At 32.5% G+C, this 19,137-nt stretch carries 12 protein-coding genes; all 12 read right to left on the bottom strand.

The window, feature by feature from the left end; all coding sequences use genetic code 11:
* Positions 1–11: 11 nt before the first annotated feature.
* A complete protein-coding gene (locus ACNG5D_RS14130) occupies positions 12–2,474 on the bottom strand; it encodes a DUF4982 domain-containing protein (RefSeq protein WP_418184179.1) in 2,463 nt (820 codons plus the stop codon).
* A gap of 17 nt (positions 2,475–2,491) precedes the next feature.
* Positions 2,492–3,631 carry a glycoside hydrolase family 53 protein gene (locus ACNG5D_RS14135; RefSeq protein WP_418184180.1) on the bottom strand — a complete coding sequence of 380 codons (1,140 nt, stop codon included), beginning with the start codon at positions 3,629–3,631 and terminating at the stop codon, positions 2,492–2,494.
* A 4-nt stretch (positions 3,632–3,635) separates the two neighbouring features.
* Positions 3,636–5,297 (bottom strand): glycosyl hydrolase 53 family protein, encoded by a 1,662-nt coding sequence (locus ACNG5D_RS14140; RefSeq protein WP_418184181.1) that lies wholly within the window; start codon positions 5,295–5,297, stop codon positions 3,636–3,638.
* Between the two features lie 154 nt (positions 5,298–5,451).
* Entirely contained in the window at positions 5,452–6,117 is a 666-nt protein-coding gene (locus tag ACNG5D_RS14145) for a T9SS type A sorting domain-containing protein (RefSeq protein WP_418184182.1), read from the bottom strand.
* 94 nt (positions 6,118–6,211) lie between these two features.
* The gene (locus ACNG5D_RS14150; RefSeq protein ID WP_418184183.1) at positions 6,212–7,369 is read right to left on the bottom strand and encodes a SusE domain-containing protein; all 1,158 of its coding nucleotides are present in this window, start codon (positions 7,367–7,369) and stop codon (positions 6,212–6,214) included.
* 41 nt (positions 7,370–7,410) lie between these two features.
* Positions 7,411–9,015 (bottom strand): RagB/SusD family nutrient uptake outer membrane protein, encoded by a 1,605-nt coding sequence (locus tag ACNG5D_RS14155; RefSeq protein WP_418184184.1) that lies wholly within the window; start codon positions 9,013–9,015, stop codon positions 7,411–7,413.
* Positions 9,016–9,023: 8 nt separating this feature from the next.
* Positions 9,024–11,990 (bottom strand): SusC/RagA family TonB-linked outer membrane protein, encoded by a 2,967-nt coding sequence (locus ACNG5D_RS14160; protein WP_418184185.1) that lies wholly within the window; start codon positions 11,988–11,990, stop codon positions 9,024–9,026.
* A 188-nt stretch (positions 11,991–12,178) separates the two neighbouring features.
* Positions 12,179–16,213: a hybrid sensor histidine kinase/response regulator transcription factor gene (locus ACNG5D_RS14165; protein ID WP_418184186.1), complete on the bottom strand. Its 4,035-nt coding sequence runs from the start codon at positions 16,211–16,213 to the stop codon at positions 12,179–12,181.
* 208 nt (positions 16,214–16,421) lie between these two features.
* Complete coding sequence (locus tag ACNG5D_RS14170; protein ID WP_418184187.1) at positions 16,422–16,736, bottom strand: DUF6730 family protein; 315 nt, start codon at positions 16,734–16,736, stop codon at positions 16,422–16,424.
* Between the two features lie 16 nt (positions 16,737–16,752).
* Positions 16,753–17,610 (bottom strand): relaxase/mobilization nuclease domain-containing protein, encoded by an 858-nt coding sequence (locus ACNG5D_RS14175; RefSeq protein WP_418184188.1) that lies wholly within the window; start codon positions 17,608–17,610, stop codon positions 16,753–16,755.
* Positions 17,607–18,122: a mobilization protein MbpA gene (gene mbpA / locus ACNG5D_RS14180; RefSeq protein ID WP_418184189.1), complete on the bottom strand. Its 516-nt coding sequence runs from the start codon at positions 18,120–18,122 to the stop codon at positions 17,607–17,609. The genes ACNG5D_RS14175 and mbpA overlap by 4 nt, the downstream gene beginning before the upstream one ends.
* Positions 18,100–18,960 carry a toprim domain-containing protein gene (locus tag ACNG5D_RS14185; protein ID WP_418184190.1) on the bottom strand — a complete coding sequence of 287 codons (861 nt, stop codon included), beginning with the start codon at positions 18,958–18,960 and terminating at the stop codon, positions 18,100–18,102. Before ACNG5D_RS14185 ends, mbpA begins: the two co-directional genes overlap by 23 nt.
* Positions 18,961–19,137 lie beyond the last annotated feature (177 nt).

A 19,137-nucleotide genomic window follows, 5' to 3' on the forward strand; every position in this document is an offset into this window, starting at 1 on the left:
GATTTGACAGATTAATGCGTTGAGCTCAACTTTAAGTTTCCGCTTTTTAACCCATTGCCTACAACAGATAATTCGATATTACCTGACTGATTTGTAGATTGAACCAACACAACTAATTTTCCGCTAAATAATTTCATGGTTGGTAAATGAAATAATTCTAATGAAGTGGCATCGCCATTGCACGCTGCTCTGTAAGTTCCTGCTCCTTTTACCTCGAATTTTAGCTGATTTGTTGCCGTTGGGCATGGTGTGCCATACTTATCCACCACAGAAACCTCAACAAAAGACAAGTCTTTGCCGTTAGCTTGAATCGTTTTTCTATCTGGATTAAGTACTATCTTATAGGGTTTTCCTGCAGTATGTATTTCCCTTTCTGAAACAGATTTTCCTTCTTTATTAAAAGCAACAACCTTTAAGGTTCCAGGTTCATATTTAACATCCATCCACATTAAACGGTATCTATTTTGAGGAGTGGATTTATTCTTTTTTTGAATCCCCATACTCTTTCCATTTACAAAAAGTTCTGCACTATCATAGTTTGTATACACAAAAACCGGGGTAGTTTCTCCTTCGCGTCCTTTCCAATTCCAATGAGGTAAAATGTGTAGGGTTTCATCTTTTGTGTTCCATCTACTTCTGTACAAGTAAAAACGATCTTTTGGAAGTCCAGCTAAATCTGAAATTCCAAAATAAGAACTTCGTGAAGGCCAACTTTCATCATAAGGTGTTGGTTCGCCCAAATAGTCAAACCCTGTCCACACAAACTCACCAATTACCCAATGTTTATCGTCCTGTAAAACAAAATCTTCATCAGGAATATTAGACCAACTGCAAGCTTCTAAATCATAAGAAGATGATTGAAAGTCATCATACTGTTTCATTTTTGCTTCCACTACTGGGAATTTATAAATACCTCGGGAACTTACCGTGGAAGCGGTTTCAGAACCTAAAATAAATCCTTGCGGAAATTTCTCATATGCTTCTTCATATAAATGTACTCGATAATTAAGCCCTGGCACATCTAGTAGCGATCCAAAACCAGACTCCATAGTAGCTTTTACTTGATCCATACCTACTGTAACAGGCCTTGTAGGATCTTCTCTATGAAAAATATCTTGAAGCCATTTTGCGCGTTTCACTCCTCCTGCTCCCCATTGATCTGGCACTTCGTTCCCTGAACTCCACATAACAATTGAAGGATGGTTTCTTGTTGCCCGAACCAAATTCACTATATCTCTTTCAGCATATTCCTCAAAAAATCGATTATAACCATTTTCCACTTTCGGTTTTGCCCATTCATCAAAACTTTCAGCTAAAAACATGAAACCCATTTCATCACATAACTCAAGTTGTTCTAAAGACGGCATATTATGTGAACTTCTAATGGCATCACACCCCATATCTTTCAATATGGTTAATTGTCTGCGTAATGCGGCTTTGTTTATTGCGGTTCCTAAAGGGCCTAAATCATGATGTAAGCAAACACCTTTAAACTTTCTAATTTCCCCGTTTAAACTAAAACCTTTATTGGCTTCATATTTAATTTCTCTTATTCCAAAACGTTGTGTTATTTCATCTTTTAAAACATTATTTTCATACAATTGCATTTTTGCTGTGTATAAATAAGGTGTTTCTGGGCTCCATAGTTTTGGGTTTTTAACTTCTATATTTTGAGTAAACTGATTTTCAAAAGAGGTATTAGATTTTAGGGATGCAATTTCATTATTACTAGAATCTACTATTTTTGTTAAAATTGAAATGTTATCTCCTGTTACTTCAGATTTAATGTTTACAGTTGCTAAATCTTTGGCAATTGAAGGGGTTGTAATACATGTGCCCCATTGATTAAAATGCGCATTATTAGTAACAATAACGCTTACGTTACGGTATAAACCAGCTCCTGGATACCAACGAGAAGAATATTCTTTATTTGATAATTTTACAGCTAGTACATTTTCACTATCAATCAATAAATCATTCGTTATATCAAAATAAAAATAACTGTAACCATAACCCCATTCTCCAATTTTTTTCCCGTTTAAATAGACTTGAGGTTCTGACATAGCACCTTCAAAAAGAATGATGGCTTTTTTACCTTGTCCAAATTCAGAAATGGTAAATGTTTTTCTATACCAACCCGTTCCTACATGAGGTAGTGAACCTGTCCTGCCTGTTTTCTCAGTAGCGACTTTTTCGCCATTTTGAACAATTGCAATATTTTGTTTATCTATTTCTTTATCAAAAGGACCATAAATAGCCCAATCATGAGGAACACTAACGGTTTCCCAAGTTGTATCATCATAGTTTATTTCAAAAGCATTTTTGAAATCTCCTTTTTGAAATTTCCAATCGGAATCCAAAATAGTTACAGTTCTATTTTGTTTATATAATTCGGTTTGTGAACAACTTAAAAACAAAGTAACTATTGCAACGTTCAGAAAATATATCAAGAAGCTATGTTTATTTTTATTCATGTAATTATTTTGGATGGTTAGTTTTTAGAAGCATTATAAAACTGCATTCCTAAAGTTGATTTATTATTGAAATCGAATAAAGTAGCGTTATCCCAATGAGAACCTTGAGCCCATAACGTACTGCAATTTGTAGATACCCAAGAAGGTTCCCAATAGATTAAACCTTCTCCTCCTGCTTCTTCTATTTTAGCTTTTAGAGTTTTTAAGTAATCTAACTGACCTTGTTGTGATGCTGGATAACCATCAATTAAAGCACTTTCATTTAAAATATTATTTGCTGAATCATTATTATCTAATACAAAAGGATAAGCGGTCTCAACAATCATTAATCTTTTTTTATAGGTCTCTATTAAAGTTTTTAAAGGCGTTGTAACATTATTAAGCTTATAATCTGACCATAATGGATAATAAGACAAACCTATCCAATCGTAGTCTGTAACTCCTGCATCTGTGGCTTGCTTAAACCACCATAAACCATTTTCTGGTTGAGCAATGTGCAGCATGACTTCAATATTTACATTTTCTTTTACAGAAATATCTCTTACAGCTTTTATGCCTTTATTTATTAAAAAGGCATTCCTTTGCCAATTCATACTTGCATTTTCGCCTTCTTTTTGTAAAATCATGCGGTTTATTTCGTTTCCTACTTGTACCATATCTGGAAGCAAATTTGAATTGGCTAAATTGTTTAAAGTTATATAAGTGTAGGCATATAAAAGGTCACCTAATTTTTCGGTATTACTTATTTGAGAAAGCCATGCAGCTGGAATTTCTTGTTTACCAGGGTCTGCCCAAGTATCAGAGTAATGAAAATCTAATAAAACACTAAGTCCTTGAGCTTTCGCTCTTGCAATTGTTTTTTTAACATCTTTATAGTTTGAGTAGTTTGTCCACGTTGGATTATTCCACAAACGTACTCTAACTAAATTGGCTCCTTCTTCTTTGAAGATTACATAAGGGTCTTTTTGAACCCCTGATTTATCTTGATAAACGGCTCCACAATCTTCCATTTCATTTGTATAGGACAAATCTGCTCCGTAGTAAAAAGATGTTTTTTTTTCTGTTTGCTCAATTTCCTCTGTAACATCATTGTTGTTTTGACATGATAAAACATTAAAAAGTATTACAGCAAATAACATATTTACATAAAAATTCATTTTCTTATTTTTTAATAATTCTATATTGTTCTTTAGTATTGGTCTGAAACAAATAAATGCCATTTGGTAAATCTGAAACATTAACAGATTTGTAGTTCTCTATATTTTTAATAACTTTTAATTTTCGCCCTAAATAATCATAAATGGTAATTACATTTATATTTCTATCTTTTATTGCTAATGTTAATTTGTTTGAAATTGGATTTGGATATAATTTTAGACCCCTAACCTTTTTATTATCTAGAATTTCATCATTGGTGCTTAATGTTGCATAATCAATAAAAGCGTCCATTGCTATGGATGGACTACCATCACTATTCCAAGCTCCTTTAGAATATGATTTCCAATTAAGATGAGCTATTGGTTCCCAATATAGCACACCTAATCCGCCAGCTTCCCTGGTTTTTTCAAGCATGTATATTAAAAACTGATGCGCAACATCTGGTGTACTTGAACTAAAACCTACTTCAGATATTATAACGTCTTTACCATATCTTGATTTCATGTCTAGCATGTTTAAATACGTATCATCTACCAAACCTAGCCAGTTACTTGAATCTGGATATAGAGACATTCCTATAATATCAAATTGAGCACCACTATTAACTAAACCCCCAATATTCCATTTAAACAAGTTATTATCATTACCATCAGAAATATGAACAATCGTTTTAATAGTGCTATTAAAAGTTTTTACGGCATTATTACCTGCTGTTATAAATTTTGCGTAATTAACAAAACCAGAACTAGATGATTTACCAGTTGGCCAGAGCATTCCATCACTAGTTTCATTACCTATTTGCACCCATTTAGGAGCTATATTTTCTGCTTGGAGCGCAGTAAGAATATCAGTAGTATGATTATATACAGCTGTTTCTAATTCTGAAACAGAAAAACTTGTCCATGCTGCAGGTTTAGTTTGATTACCAGGATCTGCCCAAAAATCGCTATAATGTATACTAATCATAATATCCATTCCTTCTGCCTTGGCAAGTTTGGCTTTAGTTACCATATCAGGAATATCACACCATCCGTTTGCTCCAGAAGTATCAGGGTCTACCCAAACTCTTAACCTTACTGTGTTTATTTGATATTCTTTTAGTAATGGCATTAAGCTTTTTGTATTGCCGCTACCATCTTTCCAAATGTATCCAGAGTCTTCCATTTCAGACATCCAACTAACATCTACCCCTTTAGAGATAACATCCGCTCTTGGAGTAATTCCACTGGTGTCTTGTAATATTGTTATTGGCGTATCCCACCATCCAGACCAAGCATTTTCTGTCCAGCCACCGCTAGCATATAAAATAGTTTTAACTTGATAATAAAGTCCGCCTTCCAAATTAGCTGATAACGTATTGCTACTTCCTATAAATAAATTTACAGAACCCACAATATTTGCTCCCGATGCTTGATTCTCTAATGTGATATCTGTAATGGTACTTTGGTATGCATTATCACTATCCAGTAACTCTAACCCTATATAAATATGATTCCCCGTAGAACCTGTTTCACTTGTGTACTTATAATTAATTGTTAAAACATTGCCCGTTAAAGGGTTTACTTCTATTGGGTTTGAGTTAAATGAAGTGATTTCTATTGATTGTGAAAATAACATTATTGGAATAAAGCTTAAAAAACTAAAAAGAGTTAAAATTTTATGCATGTTAAATTATTTTGAACTGTTATGTTTAAAAAATTTTAGAGAGTATCTCTTATATTCATTTAATCAATCCTCTTAGAAAAGCATGCTTACTATAAATTTGAAATGATAAAATTATATTAGTAAACATACATTTTACTTCATTTTAAATAGGTCTTTATTGTTTCAAAAATTTAATTGGTTTTAAATTATCTATTTGTAAAAAATATAAACCTTTGGATAAACCTGAAACATTAATTAACTGTAGACTTTCTGATTTACTTTTTTTAGCTACAACTTTCCCTAAAACGTTAGTGATTATATACGATTTGTTTTGCAAAGCAGCATTAGTAGATTTAATATTTAATTCATCCAAAACTGGATTTGGGTAAACAGAAATCGTAGCATTATTAAAATCTTCAACGGCAAGTGGTGCTCCCACTAAAGTCATTGTTGGATAATCCCCTGCTAGCCAGCCTGCCCAAGCCTCCATATTAAGTTCTGTTTTAAGCTCATAATACTGACCACCTGATAAATCGGCACTTGGTACAGTGCTTGCTGGTACTGCTATAGTTGCTGAGGTTGCTATATCTGTTCCACTAGTTCCAACAGGATTAATAGTAGTTTCAGCTATTGAAGCGACCCAACTACCGTCAGAATTTTTTAATTCCAATCCAATATAAATAATATCATTTGCATTTGTTGTACTATAACTGATATTGATTGTGAGATCATTATCTACTTGACTAGGATCAGGATCAACCGAGGTTACGCTAATTGATTGTGCAATTCCATTAAATGAAATAGATGTAAATAAAAATAAATAAAGTAATTGTGTTTTCATAATATGATTGTATTTATTGTTAATAAAGAATTTACTATTCAATTAGAAGGAGGAATTACGTTTTGTTTATTCCTCCTTCTAAGATAGAGTAATACTAATTTAATGTGATGGTTTTGTTAACTGCATCAACAGTTAAAGTGTAAGTACCTGGAGTTCCTATGAAGTTAAAGTTGGCATCATCACTACCATCATTTTCAAAATTAGCATCTATAGTATAACTCTCATCATCGTAGTAAGCATAATTGTTATTCGTATCCCAGACATTAAATGTTTGAAAAAATCTAAAAATATCATTTGACAACGTTATTGAAGCAGACCAAATATCAGGTGCTGATTCGACGAATTCTACTGTATCGTCATTAAACCCCCATCCTCCAGGAACAGCCCCTCCAACTGCCCAAAGCGAACCTGAAGATGTCACGACAATTGTTTTTTCTATATTATTAATAGTAATCGTATAAATTCCTGATTCACCTACGAATACAAAATTGTCATCTCCATCATCTACAGCTTCTAAATTTACATCAATTGCATATCCTTCACCTATATAATAATTGTAACCTAATCCTGAAGTCCAAACTCCAGATTCTTCAAAAAATCTAAAATTCGTTCCATTTGTAAATCTGAATTTTCTTTGAAGAATATCATTTTGACAAAATACTTCTCCATCAGGAGAAAAATTCCAACCAATATCTGTAAGTGCTTCACCTACAGCAAAAATTGAAGGACATGCATCGCTCTCTGTAATAGTTTCAATCCAATTAATATTTACTGATTGAATATCGGAAAACATCTCCTCTGTGTTTGATCCTCCCGTACCAAGATAAGCGCGCAACCTAAAGTATATTTGCCCTGTATTATTTGGTAAATCTGAACCTGGTTGTGTAGTAGCAGGATCATCGTCTAAGCCCAATTGTTTTGCAAAACCTAACAATTGACTTACAAGTATTGGTAGATTAGTCTCATTTGTGCTACCAACTTCTTCAAATGAAGCAAAGGTTGCATCTATTGAACCTTGAAGCTCATAGGTGATGTTAGTTTCTGTTCCAAAATCTGCTTCCCCCCAAATAAATCTGTCTGCAATGTTATCTTCTATAGCTTCAGATAATAAATATTCTGAGGCAAATGTGTTTATAAAAGAAATTCCATCACCGCTGGGTGCTGCAACAAAAATAGGAGCTTCGTTATCATCGCAACTATTTAAGTTTATAACTGCTAATACTATTATTAATCTGTATACAATATTTTTCATTTTTTAATATTTTTTAATATTTGTTTTTTATTTCAGCTTTCTTAGTAACCATCGTTTTGAGTTAGATTTGGATTAGAACCCAAACTCGCTGTAGGAATTGGAAATACATCTCTATTAGTGCTTATTGGAATGCCATTGGGAGCATTTCCTTTCCAAGACCAGTTATACGAACCGCCAGAATATTTACCAAATCTTACAAGATCTTGTCTTCTATGAGCTTCCCAATAAAGTTCTACTAAACGCTCATTTAAAATTAAATCTAAATCTAGTTCTCCCGCAGATACCATTATAGGATTATTTGCCCTAGTTCTTAGCGCATTAACATGCCCAACGGCTTCAGATATTGTACCACCACCACCTCTTAAATGAGCTTCTGCATACATTAAATAAACATCTGCTAATCTGAACATTGGGAAATCTGTATCTACAATTTCTCTTGCACTTCCTAAAGCACCTTCAGAAGTTCTGTTAGACCATTTAGCAACAATATAACCTGTACCGTTATTCGATATATTTGTAATATCAATAGGTCTATCTCCAATTATAAGTGTGTTTCTATCATCATTGGCATACTGTCCATTCAACATTATTTCTGAAAATTGACGTGTAACTCGTAAAGCTCCTCCCCAGCCTCCAGCACCCACGCCAAAGTCTTCGCCATTTTGCTCTAAAGATCCCACTTGGCCGTTAATAGATACTGTTGTAGGTCCATAATTTTGGGTAACTACACCATCTGATAACACAGGAAAAATAATTTCTTGTCTGGCTGCTCCTTGATGATTGTCTGCCATAAAGGTGTTCAAGTAATTAGGTGTTAAAATGAATCCTCCATTAATAATTTGTTCGCAATAATTTAAACAATCGCTATATCTGTTTTCATTTATATAAACTTCTGCATTTAAATATATTTTTGCTAAAACCATCCACGCAGCAGCTTTATCTGCTCTTGCATAATCATTTTGAAGTGGGTCTGGTAATTCTGGAATAATATCAAGCAATTCAGACTCAATAAGTGTAAATAATTCGGGTCTGGCGTATTGCGGTGCCTGATAGGCTCCAACGGGATCATTTTCTGTTACGTAAGGAGCTTTTCCAAAAAGATCCATCATATGGTAATAAGACAACGCTCTTAAAAATCTTGCTTCCGCCCTATAGTCTTGAATATTATTTCTTAATTCTCCTGATACACCTCGGGAATCTAAAACAGCATTTGATGTTTGCCTTAAATACTCATTTGCAAACGCGATGGAAGTCATTGTTCTACCAAACATGCCTCGTAAAATAACGTTATCGGCTGTCCAAGTTGAGCGATTCATATCACGAATGCCATCATCATTTTCCCAAGACCATATGGCCTCATCTGAGGTAACTACTTGTAGGTTCCATAACCCACGCCCATATTGGCTTGTTCCGGGATCTAAACCTTGAATGTTAGAATTAGCAGCTCCATCAGTACCTGTTAAACTTAAATTAGAATATACCCCCGCTAAACCTTGCAGATAAGCCTCTGGATTGGCATAAAAATCTTCAGCAGTAAATGTATTAGGGTCTTCGGGCGATACATTTAACTCACTTTCACAACTTACAATTAGCAAAAAACCAATTATAGCTAAGTTTATTTTTAAATTCATTATTTTTTTCATCATTTAATTTTTTAAAATCTAAAGTTCGCACCAATAGTGTAGGTTCTTGGTCTTGGATAAATAGTATTGTCAATGCCCTGTTCAAAAACTTCAGGATCTAAACCAGAGTAATTTGTAATTACAAATACGTTTTGCACACTTGCTGATATTCTAAAAGAAGAATTTTCACTAAAAAGTTTATTAAAAGTATGCCCAAGTGTTACGTTATCCATTCTTAAAAAAGAACCATTTTCTACATAATAATCTGAGCGTATCACATCTTCAGTTGCATTAAAACCACTATCCAAAACCGAGGTAGTTAAATTTCCAGCAACAGAATTGTTTTGTAGTAAATTATATTGGGCTCTTATGGAGTTTACATTATTATATATATAATTTCCTATACTAGCTCTTAAGTTGAATGAAAGGTCAAAATTCTTATATGACATATTAGAAAGAAATCCCATAGTAACATCTGGAGTGCCTTTCCTGTAGAGATAACGATCTTCTGGTGTTATTTGATTATCTCCATTTAAATCGGAATAAGCACCTTCTATTGGTTGCCCATTAGCATTATAAACTTGCTTATACACATAGAAAGAAAACGGGTTAAATCCTACACGTCTTAATTGAATATTTCCACCTGTACCACCACCTATTCCTCCTGTTTCCTGATCCGCATCTAATGCTAATTTTTCCATTTGGATTTTAATAAGTGTAGCATTAAAATTTACATTCCAATTAAATTTCTCTTTTTTTATTATATCTCCATTTATAGTAAATTCTAAACCTTTTGTACTAAAATCTCCTACGTTTTGAAATCCTGCGTTACTAAAATTAGAACCATCTGAAATAGATGTGTTTGCCAATAAATCTGTAGATTCTTTATAAAATGCTTCAATAGAACCTGTAAACCTATCCTCTAATAAACCAAAATCAAACCCTGCATTATAGGTAGTAGTTTCTTCCCATTTTAATCCTTCATTTCTAAATTGCGCAATGCCTATAGGTATAATTTGATTTCCAAATTGATACTGAGACGCTGGTAAACCTCTTGCATATCGTGAAAAGTATAAATCTGAATTGTCTCTTCCTATATCTTGTTGACCTGTAATACCCCAACCTAACCTCAGTTTTAAAGTTGATACTGCTTTGGCTTCAGGAAAGAAATCTTCGTTAATTTTCCACGCAAAAGCCGCAGCAGGAAAATTTCCCCAGCGGTTTGCTTCACTAAACCTAGAGGTACCATCCCGTCTGTATGAAAGCGTTAATAAATATTTGTTTGAAAAATCGAAATTAGCTCTTCCAAAATAGCCTATAAGCACCAAATCTGGATCTATATTAAGAACAGGCTCTGAAGCTTCGGTATTGTCTAGCAATTCATTAGTGTTAAACTGATTGCTGTCAAATTTTTGAAACGAATATCCTGCGGTAACATCAATATCAAATGCTCCAATTTCTTTTACATAGGCTAAATACCCGTCAAACAATACGTTTTTTTGATAATTAGTATAATTAGAATCTGAACCTACAATACTGCCATCCACTTGAGTTAATGGATTTTTTGAAGACACCTTTACAGAACCTTCTACACTTTGTTCGTCATAGCCTATATTTACAACTGCAGAGAGTTCTGGCAAGAAGTGGAAATTGTAATCGAACTTTATATTCCCATAAACTCTTCTAACATCACTAATACTTCTTGTTTGCAGAAGATTTGCAACAGGGTTAAATGGTGCTAATGGAATTAAATCATTTTCATTAATGATGCCATCATTATTATCGTTATAATATTGAAAAAAACCGCCAAAAGGCGAATTTTCATCATACACAGGTTGTGTCGGATCAAATGTTATGGCGTTTCCTTCTTCTCCTGCTGCAAACCTGTTTTTTTCAAGCGTTCCGTTAGCATTTAAACTCACTTTTAAATGGTTGTCAAAAAATGTGGGATTTAAACTTATTGAGCCTGTATTTCTTTCAAACTTTGACGTTAACCTTAACCCTTCCTGAATAGTTCTTCCAAGAGATAACCTCGCAGGAAGCTTATCAAAAAGCGACCCTTGAATAGAAAGGTTCAAATTAGATGTGATACCTGTTCTATAAATTTCTTTTTGCCAATCGGTATTAGCATTTCCTAATAACGGTAGCAGATCTGGATTTTGTTCTGCAACAACACCTCTTAATGCATCTGCTGAAAAAACATCAACAGTATTAGGTAATGTATTGATACCCATTTGGGTATCTAAATTTACTCTGAAATTTTTGCTACCACGTTTTGTAGTAATAATAATAACACCGTTTGATGCACGCGAACCATAGATGGCTGTAGCTGATGCATCTTTTAAAACAGTAAACGAATCTATGTCATTCGGATTAATGGTACTTAAAACAGACCGTGACCCACCAATAGTGTTATTATCTATCGGCAATCCATCTATAACAATAAGTGGATCGTTTGACGCATCTAAGGATGCACCACCACGTATTCTAATGGTAGAACCTGCTCCAGGATCACCACCGGTATTAACAGTTAATCCTGCAACACGACCATTTAAAAGGTTTTCTGGTGTAACAATGTTTCCTTTATTGAAATCTTTAGATGTTACAGATGTAATGGAGCCTGTGGCATCTTTTACTGTAGTTGTACCATAACCAATAATTACAACTTCATTTAATTTTTCGGTATCTTCTTTTAATGATACATTGATTACCGATGTTGTTACAATAACTTCAATAGGCTCGTATCCTAAAAAGGAAAACACCAAAACATCATCCGTGTCTGCTTGAATTTGATAATTACCATCAAAATCTGTAACTGCGCCCTTGTTTGTGTTTTTAACAATTATGTTTACTCCAGGAATTGGTATGCCTCCATTTTCTTCAGTAACAATTCCAGAAACGGTTAATTGTTGCGCAAACGACGTACCTGAAAAACATATAAAAAATAGCAGTTTTAATACCATAAAACGGTTTGTTTTTTCTCGAAAGAAATTCATCATAAATAATTTAGTTTAAGTTAATTTAGATAAGCCGTGTAGTTGGAATGCTGTCCAATACCAGTTTAAATATTTGTGTAAAACTATTAAGAATGACTACTTGAGTAGGGGGGATGAATTCGTTTATGAGAGGCGAAGAATTCGTTTTTCTATGAATATTATAAATTCAAGACAATAAAAAATAGAATTTATTACTTTTTAGATAATAATTCTGAAGGATTCATATTGAACTTTTGCTTAAACAATTTACTGAAATATTTTCTATCTGAATAACCTACTTTAAAACAAGCATCGGTAACAGAATAGCCTAAATCTTCAATTAAATGTCTAGCAATTGCCAATCTATATTCCCTAATAAATTCAACATAAGACAGCCCCGTTAATGCTTTAATTTTTTTGTACATCACGGAATGACTCATACCAATTGACTTTGATATGTCTTCCGCTTTAAAATTATTAGTTTCTAAATTGGCTTCAATACTTTTATATAGTTTTTCTAGAAATATTTGATCTGTTGAACTTATGGCTAATTCCTCTGGCGTTAGCATATTTTCATTTCTGAATTTTTCTCGGAGTAATTTTCTGCTGTTTAGCAAATTATTAATTCTCGTTTTTAGCAATGCCTCATTATATGGTTTGTTTATATAGGCATCTGCACCCGTTTCAAAACCTTCCAACCTATTTTTTACAGAGGTTCTTGCCGTTAAAATTATAATAGGGATATGACTGGTTAATGCATCAGACTTTAGCTTTTTTGTAAATTCAATACCATCCATAATAGGCATCATCACATCACTTATGATTAAATCTGGAAAATCTGTGGCGGCCTTTTTTAAACCTTCTTCTCCATTATAAGCCTGAACAATGTGGTACTCATTGTTCAAGATTGTTTGTAAGGATTCTTGAATGTCAATATTATCTTCAACAATTAAAATCGTTTGTTTTTCGGCTTTATCTTTTTTTACTTTTTGTTTTAAATGCTTAATGACTCTGGTATCTTCATTATTTAGAATTTCTGTTTCTTGAATTTCTAAATCTGAAAAATGATCTTTAGATTTTAATAACTGTACCTCAAAAATACTTCCTTTATTTTTTTCACTTGTAACAACTATTTTTCCTTTATGAAGTTCTATTATTTCTTTTGTAATGGCTAACCCAAGTCCGAAACCAGATTTTTCATCAGATTCCGCATTTTCAACTTGGTAGAACCTATTGAATATTTTTGAAATATGTGATTGCGACATGCCAACACCATTATCCTTAACTACTATACAAACAGTATCAGCATTATTTTGAATTTCTAAATTGATATCGCCTTCATTTTTAGTGAATTTAAAAGCATTGGTCAAAAGGTTATAAATAACCTTTTCCAGTTGGTTTTTATCAAACCACAAATCAATTTTAGGTTTTTCAGAATGAAATTTATAATGAATATTTCTATCGGAAGCAATTTCTGAAAAGGATAAAAATATTTCTTTACAAAAGGAAACTACCTCGCCTTCGGTTATTTTTAAACTGATTTCATTGGTTTCAAATTTCCTGATATCCAAAAGTTCATTTACCAATTGCAACAATAAATTACTGTTTTTTCGAATGGTATGTGCTGACTTTATTTGTTTACTTTCAAGAAGTTCACCTTTATCAAATAATCTGTTTATAGAACTTAAAATTAAAGTTACAGGGGTTCTAATTTCGTGGGATATGTTGGTAAAAAACTGTTGCTTAAGGTTGTATAATTCGGTGTCTTTTTCATGGGTCAACTTCTCAAATGCCAAATTGGATTTCATGCGTTCCCAAGCCAAAGTGTATTTATTAGATAAATAAAATAGGAGTAACAATACAAGCCCATAAAATAAAAAAGCCCACCATTTTAACCAAAAAGGTTTTAAAATATGTATATCTATAGATGTGTATGCATTACCCCAAGTACTGCTAGCCACTTTACTTTTAACTTTAAAGATGTAATTTCCTGGGGACAAATTTGTGTAGGTCGCTGTTCTGTCTTTTCCAATATACCGCCATTCTTCATCAAAATTTTCCATTTTTATAGCATATTCACAAGTATTTGAAAATGGAAACTGAAGGGCTGAAAATTCAAAAGTTAATACATCTTGATTGTGCTTGAGAGTGATGCCATCTTCATAAACGATATTCTTTTTTAAAATTTCATGTTCTCCTATTTTAACTTCTTTATTAAATAATTTAAAATTTGTTATTTTAACTTTTGGTTGAATGTCATTAATTTTTACTGTTTTAGGGTTTACCTTAACAACATCATTAATGCCTCCGAAATAGAGTAGTCCTTGTTCATCTTTAAAAATGGAATTAATATGGAATTCTCCAGAAAGATCGGGGAAAGAATTAAATGTATTGGTTTGATAGTTATAATTTAAAATGCCCTGTTTTGTGCTGAACCAAATGGTTTGATAGTCATCTTCAATAATTCCGGTAATTGTTTGGTATCTAATATCATCTTCAGTTTCAAAACGTTCAATTTGATTGGTTTTTAAATTCATTCGATTAATACCTTCTCCAGAGGTTCCAATCCATAAATAGTCTTTAGAATCTTTAAATATTGAAAAAATATTATTACTACTTAGTGAGTTTGTATTGGACTCATTATAGGTATAAAACGTAAATACCTTTTTTTTAATATCAAAAAAATTTAATCCTCCTCCAAAAGTGGCAATCCACATGTTTTCTCCATCCTTTACTAAGTCAATAATATTATCATTGTTAACTGTATTGGTTTTGTCCTCACTTTCACGGTAACTAATAAAATTTTCTGTTTTCGTATCAAGATAATTTAAACCACCTCCCCAAGTGGCAATCCATAAATTATTGTGTTCGTCTTCTATTATATCACGTACATCATCATAACTAATAGATTCATCATTTTTAAATTCGTGCCTGTAATGGGTAAATTTATCCCGTTGTTCATTAAATTTGATAAGTCCATTTGCAAAGGTTCCTAACCAAATGTTGCCATCCTTTGTTTCTATAATTTTTTGAATGTACTTCCCTTTTATTGTTGAGGGTTTTTGTTTTTCATTATAATATTTAACCTTGTCAAACTCTACATCATAAACTGTTAAACCATTTCCATCTAGACCAAAATAAAGCTTTTTATTGTTTTTATAGATTGATAAAACAGGTGAAGGATTTACTCCAACAATATCACTAAACAAAATTTCATTTGTGTTTTTTTTGTCAACAATACTAATACCATTCCATGCGGTTCCTATCCAAATATTATAGTCACCATCATCCATAATATCGTAAATAGCATTTCCAGAAAGTGACGATTCTAATTGTGAGTTATATAAATAGTTATGAACTATGGGGTTCTTCCCATTGGGATACTGAATTTCGAAAACACCATTTCCATCTGTTCCTATCCACAAATTGTCTTTACTATCCTTTTTGATGGAACGGACAATATTTACGTCTTGTTTAAAAGCTAAATTTTCTTTAAAAAAATTCGAAAATTTCAATGTAGTTATATCAACTAACAGTAGGCCACTTCCATTGGTCCCTATTAAGATTTTATCTGGGTTTAAATCTGAAATGGCATATATAAAATCTGAGATTTGGGTTTGCTCTGGAGTCATTTGTTGAAATCTTTCTTCTACAATGTCAAAAATGAATAACCCATTTCCAAAAGTACCAATCCATAAATTTCCATTTTTATCTTCGTATATACTAGTTACATTATTGCTTTTTTTTGATTGACCAATATTTAATTCATTAGTAAACGAAATAAAGGTGTTGGTATCTGTATTTAATTTACACAAACCCTTTTCTGTTCCCAACCAAATCTGCCCTTTAGAATCTTCAATAACAGTAGTTACATGGCTAGATAACATGTTTTCAGTTGACTTAAACACTTCAAATGTGTCATTCATGGCATTATAATAATTTAAGCCACCACCCAGAGTTGTAATCCAAAGTCTTTTTTTACTATCAATTAATAAATCGGATATATCATTTGAGGTAAGATTACTGTTCTTTTTATTGTAAACTTTCACATCTAAACCATCGTACCGGTTCAGACCATTTTTTGTGCCAATCCAAATAAACCCATCCTTTTCTTTTACAATACTGGTAATTCGACCATTGGATAAACCAGACGATTGGTTGATTTTTTTAAATACAGATTGTGCTTGACTAAGACAAAGATTTATACCTAAAAAAAATACTATGAAGAAATTCAAAAATGCTTTCAAAGCTAGGCTGTATCTATATTAATTATCTAAAAATATTTCTACTGAGTTATATAAATCTCAAAATCTAAGCACTTAATATTCTGTGATGTATCTGGATTTGTTATATGACAATAAACCACTTTATAGTTGTATTTCCAAAATAAATATGAAGTTGTTTACAATACTTTTTTAGGTTAAATAATTCTATAATACTAAGTAAAACACAATTTTAGTTCAAATAAATATAAGAGACCGATGTTATGCTTAGTAAAATAGCTACAATAAAAACCACCACCGCCCAAGTTGGATAAATTTTTGCTTGCTTTATTTTGTTTTCAAAACGGTTTTCAAAACCTTCAATAGTATTTTTATGTTCTTCCATTTGCTGCTGATGTGTTTCAATAATAGATTTATACGCTTTTAAGTCCATCTTAATTTTTGTATCCTTTAAATGCCCATTGATTTTCTCAAGTTTATCTACACCATTTTTAAAATCGTTGATTTCATTTACTAGTAATGCTGTTAGTTCTTCAAGTTTTGTCATGATTGTTATGTTTAATTTAATATCCTATTCCTTTATCGATAACTCTTTTAATAATGAACTTGGTAATCTTTAAAGCTAAGTTAGGTGTCAGGTCAACTATTTTACCAGCTAGTTTGATACTTACATTATTTTCTTTCAATATGCTTGCTCCATTTATACCAGACAATTGTTTTCCAATATTCCCAAGCGACATGTTGCGATGCACTTCACTACCTTTTAAATTATATCCATCAAATTCAAATCGAAATCCCTGTAATTTCTTTTGATTGTTAATGGTTGGAATCACTTTAACACCATTAGTTCCCATCACTTTTAAATAGTCATCAAAGCTCTTTGGTTTAAATTGTTTCATACTAAGATCGTGTCTTCTTTTAATTTCTGTTCGTACTTCTTTTAGATTAAACGCCTTTTCAAATTGCACTTGCTTTACGGTGGTCAAGCCTATGCTTTCAGCCACTTTTTCTGCCGTTAACTGACTGCGTTTTCCAATAAAACTATCGTTATAGGCAACGCCTTTGAAATCAATCCGATTGACATATAAATGAATATGCTTGTGGTCTTTATCCTGGTGTACAAAAGCTATGGCTTGTCGTTCTCCAAGCTTCATCTCATGCATAAAACGTTTTGTTATGGCTTGTAGCTCGTTTTTATCCAATCGTTTACCATCTTCTATCGTTGGGCTTATTACAAATGATAAGGTGTTTTTTGTACAATGGTAGTTTTGGTCTTGGAGCATTTTAAACTCGTTGGTGATTTCATTCGGTGAATCTCCATGTAGAAATTCCTTTAAAATAATCTCGGCATCTTTTTCTTGATTCCACCCATAGGACATGGATGCTCTGGTATGTGATATACTTTTCCCCTTACCAATCATTTTTGAAATTTTTTGAGGTGTGCTTTTATTTCATTCGCTAAGTCATAAACTGTTTCAGTAAGTTTAGGATTTCGCTTTTTGTACATGTTACCGATCGACTTAAAGTTGTTGTGGTATTTAATCAGCATTTTATAAAGCTCGATATGTTCGTCCGTAAAACGTTCTGTAATTTCTTTTTCAAACAGACTGCGTCTTATATATTCACTCAGGGTTAATCCGCTCCTTTTTGCTTTCACTTTTAATAGCTTCTTTTCGTAAACGGAACATCGAAACTTAACGAGGTCACCCTTCCCCTTAAACACTCGTTTTTCTTTGCGACCAAGGGGAGTAAACAAGAATGTGTCCACAGACACACATCTTGAATTCCTACCCAAGACCATTTTCGTTTCAGATGAAGTCTGTTCTAAATCCAATTCCACACTATCCGAACTAGTTATTACATCGGTAGGAATCTCTACATACTGCTCCTTTTTATCTTTTGATTTAAAATTAAATGCCTTCTCTATTTTCATGACTCAGTAAATCGTTTAAATCATTATAATTTTTATAGCTTGAACTTTTGTCAATTACATGTTTGTACTTTTCCATTAAATATTGCGTTGCCTTTTGTCCAGCGGAATCGTTATCCAAATAGAGATGAACTATGACGTATTTGGAAATGTGTTTTTCAATATCATTTATAAAACTGATGGAGTTTAAAACAAGGATATCTGAAGTGCTCAACAAAACTTCATCCATTATTGCAAGCGATAACAAATCAAACATGCCTTCCAAAATGATTACTTGCTTGTTATTATTCTGGATATAGGTATAAGATTTTGGGCTGCTACTATTTTTAAAAATCTTATTCCGTAATTCCCAACCCCCTTTATTGTTCTTTAACCCAATGGCGAAAAATTCAGATGCTTTATACTGGTACCAAACCTCTTTACAATAGGTATTTGCAATGGTTAGGGAAATACCTCTGGAGTTTAAATATTGAATTAAAGCAGGGTGTGTTATATCTTGAACTTTAATAATATTAATCCCTCTATCATTATTGATTGAAACCGGTTGTTTTTTAAATGAATTATTTACAATGCCAACATTCAAAAATTCCAAAGTTTCTTGAATGGAACACTTCAAAATCTTGCAAACTAAATCGATCACGTTCCCTCCAATACCTTCGCCGTGGTCGTACCATCGGTTTTTGGTTATAGAGACTTTAAAAGAGGCTTGGGTTTCTGACCTGAAAGGACTTAGAAACCAAGCTTCTTTTTCCGTTGACTTTTTGGGAAAATGTCCTAATTTTTCTAGTGCCTTCACAATAGAAAAATTACGGGCTGTTTCACAATTTATTTTTCTTTTCATAAGCCAATGTGTGTTTGAGTGTTTTTTTGATATTTTGATGATTTCACTTGTAAAACCCTATAAATACTACGATTGATTAGTCATCAATTTTTCATCATTTCATCATTCTTGATTTTTAATAGCCTTATCCTGTCATCATTATATTTTTTGATGACAAAATGATGAATAAATGATGAC

The organism is Algibacter ulvanivorans (assembly GCF_048381495.1).
Classification (GTDB): domain Bacteria; phylum Bacteroidota; class Bacteroidia; order Flavobacteriales; family Flavobacteriaceae; genus Algibacter_B; species Algibacter_B ulvanivorans.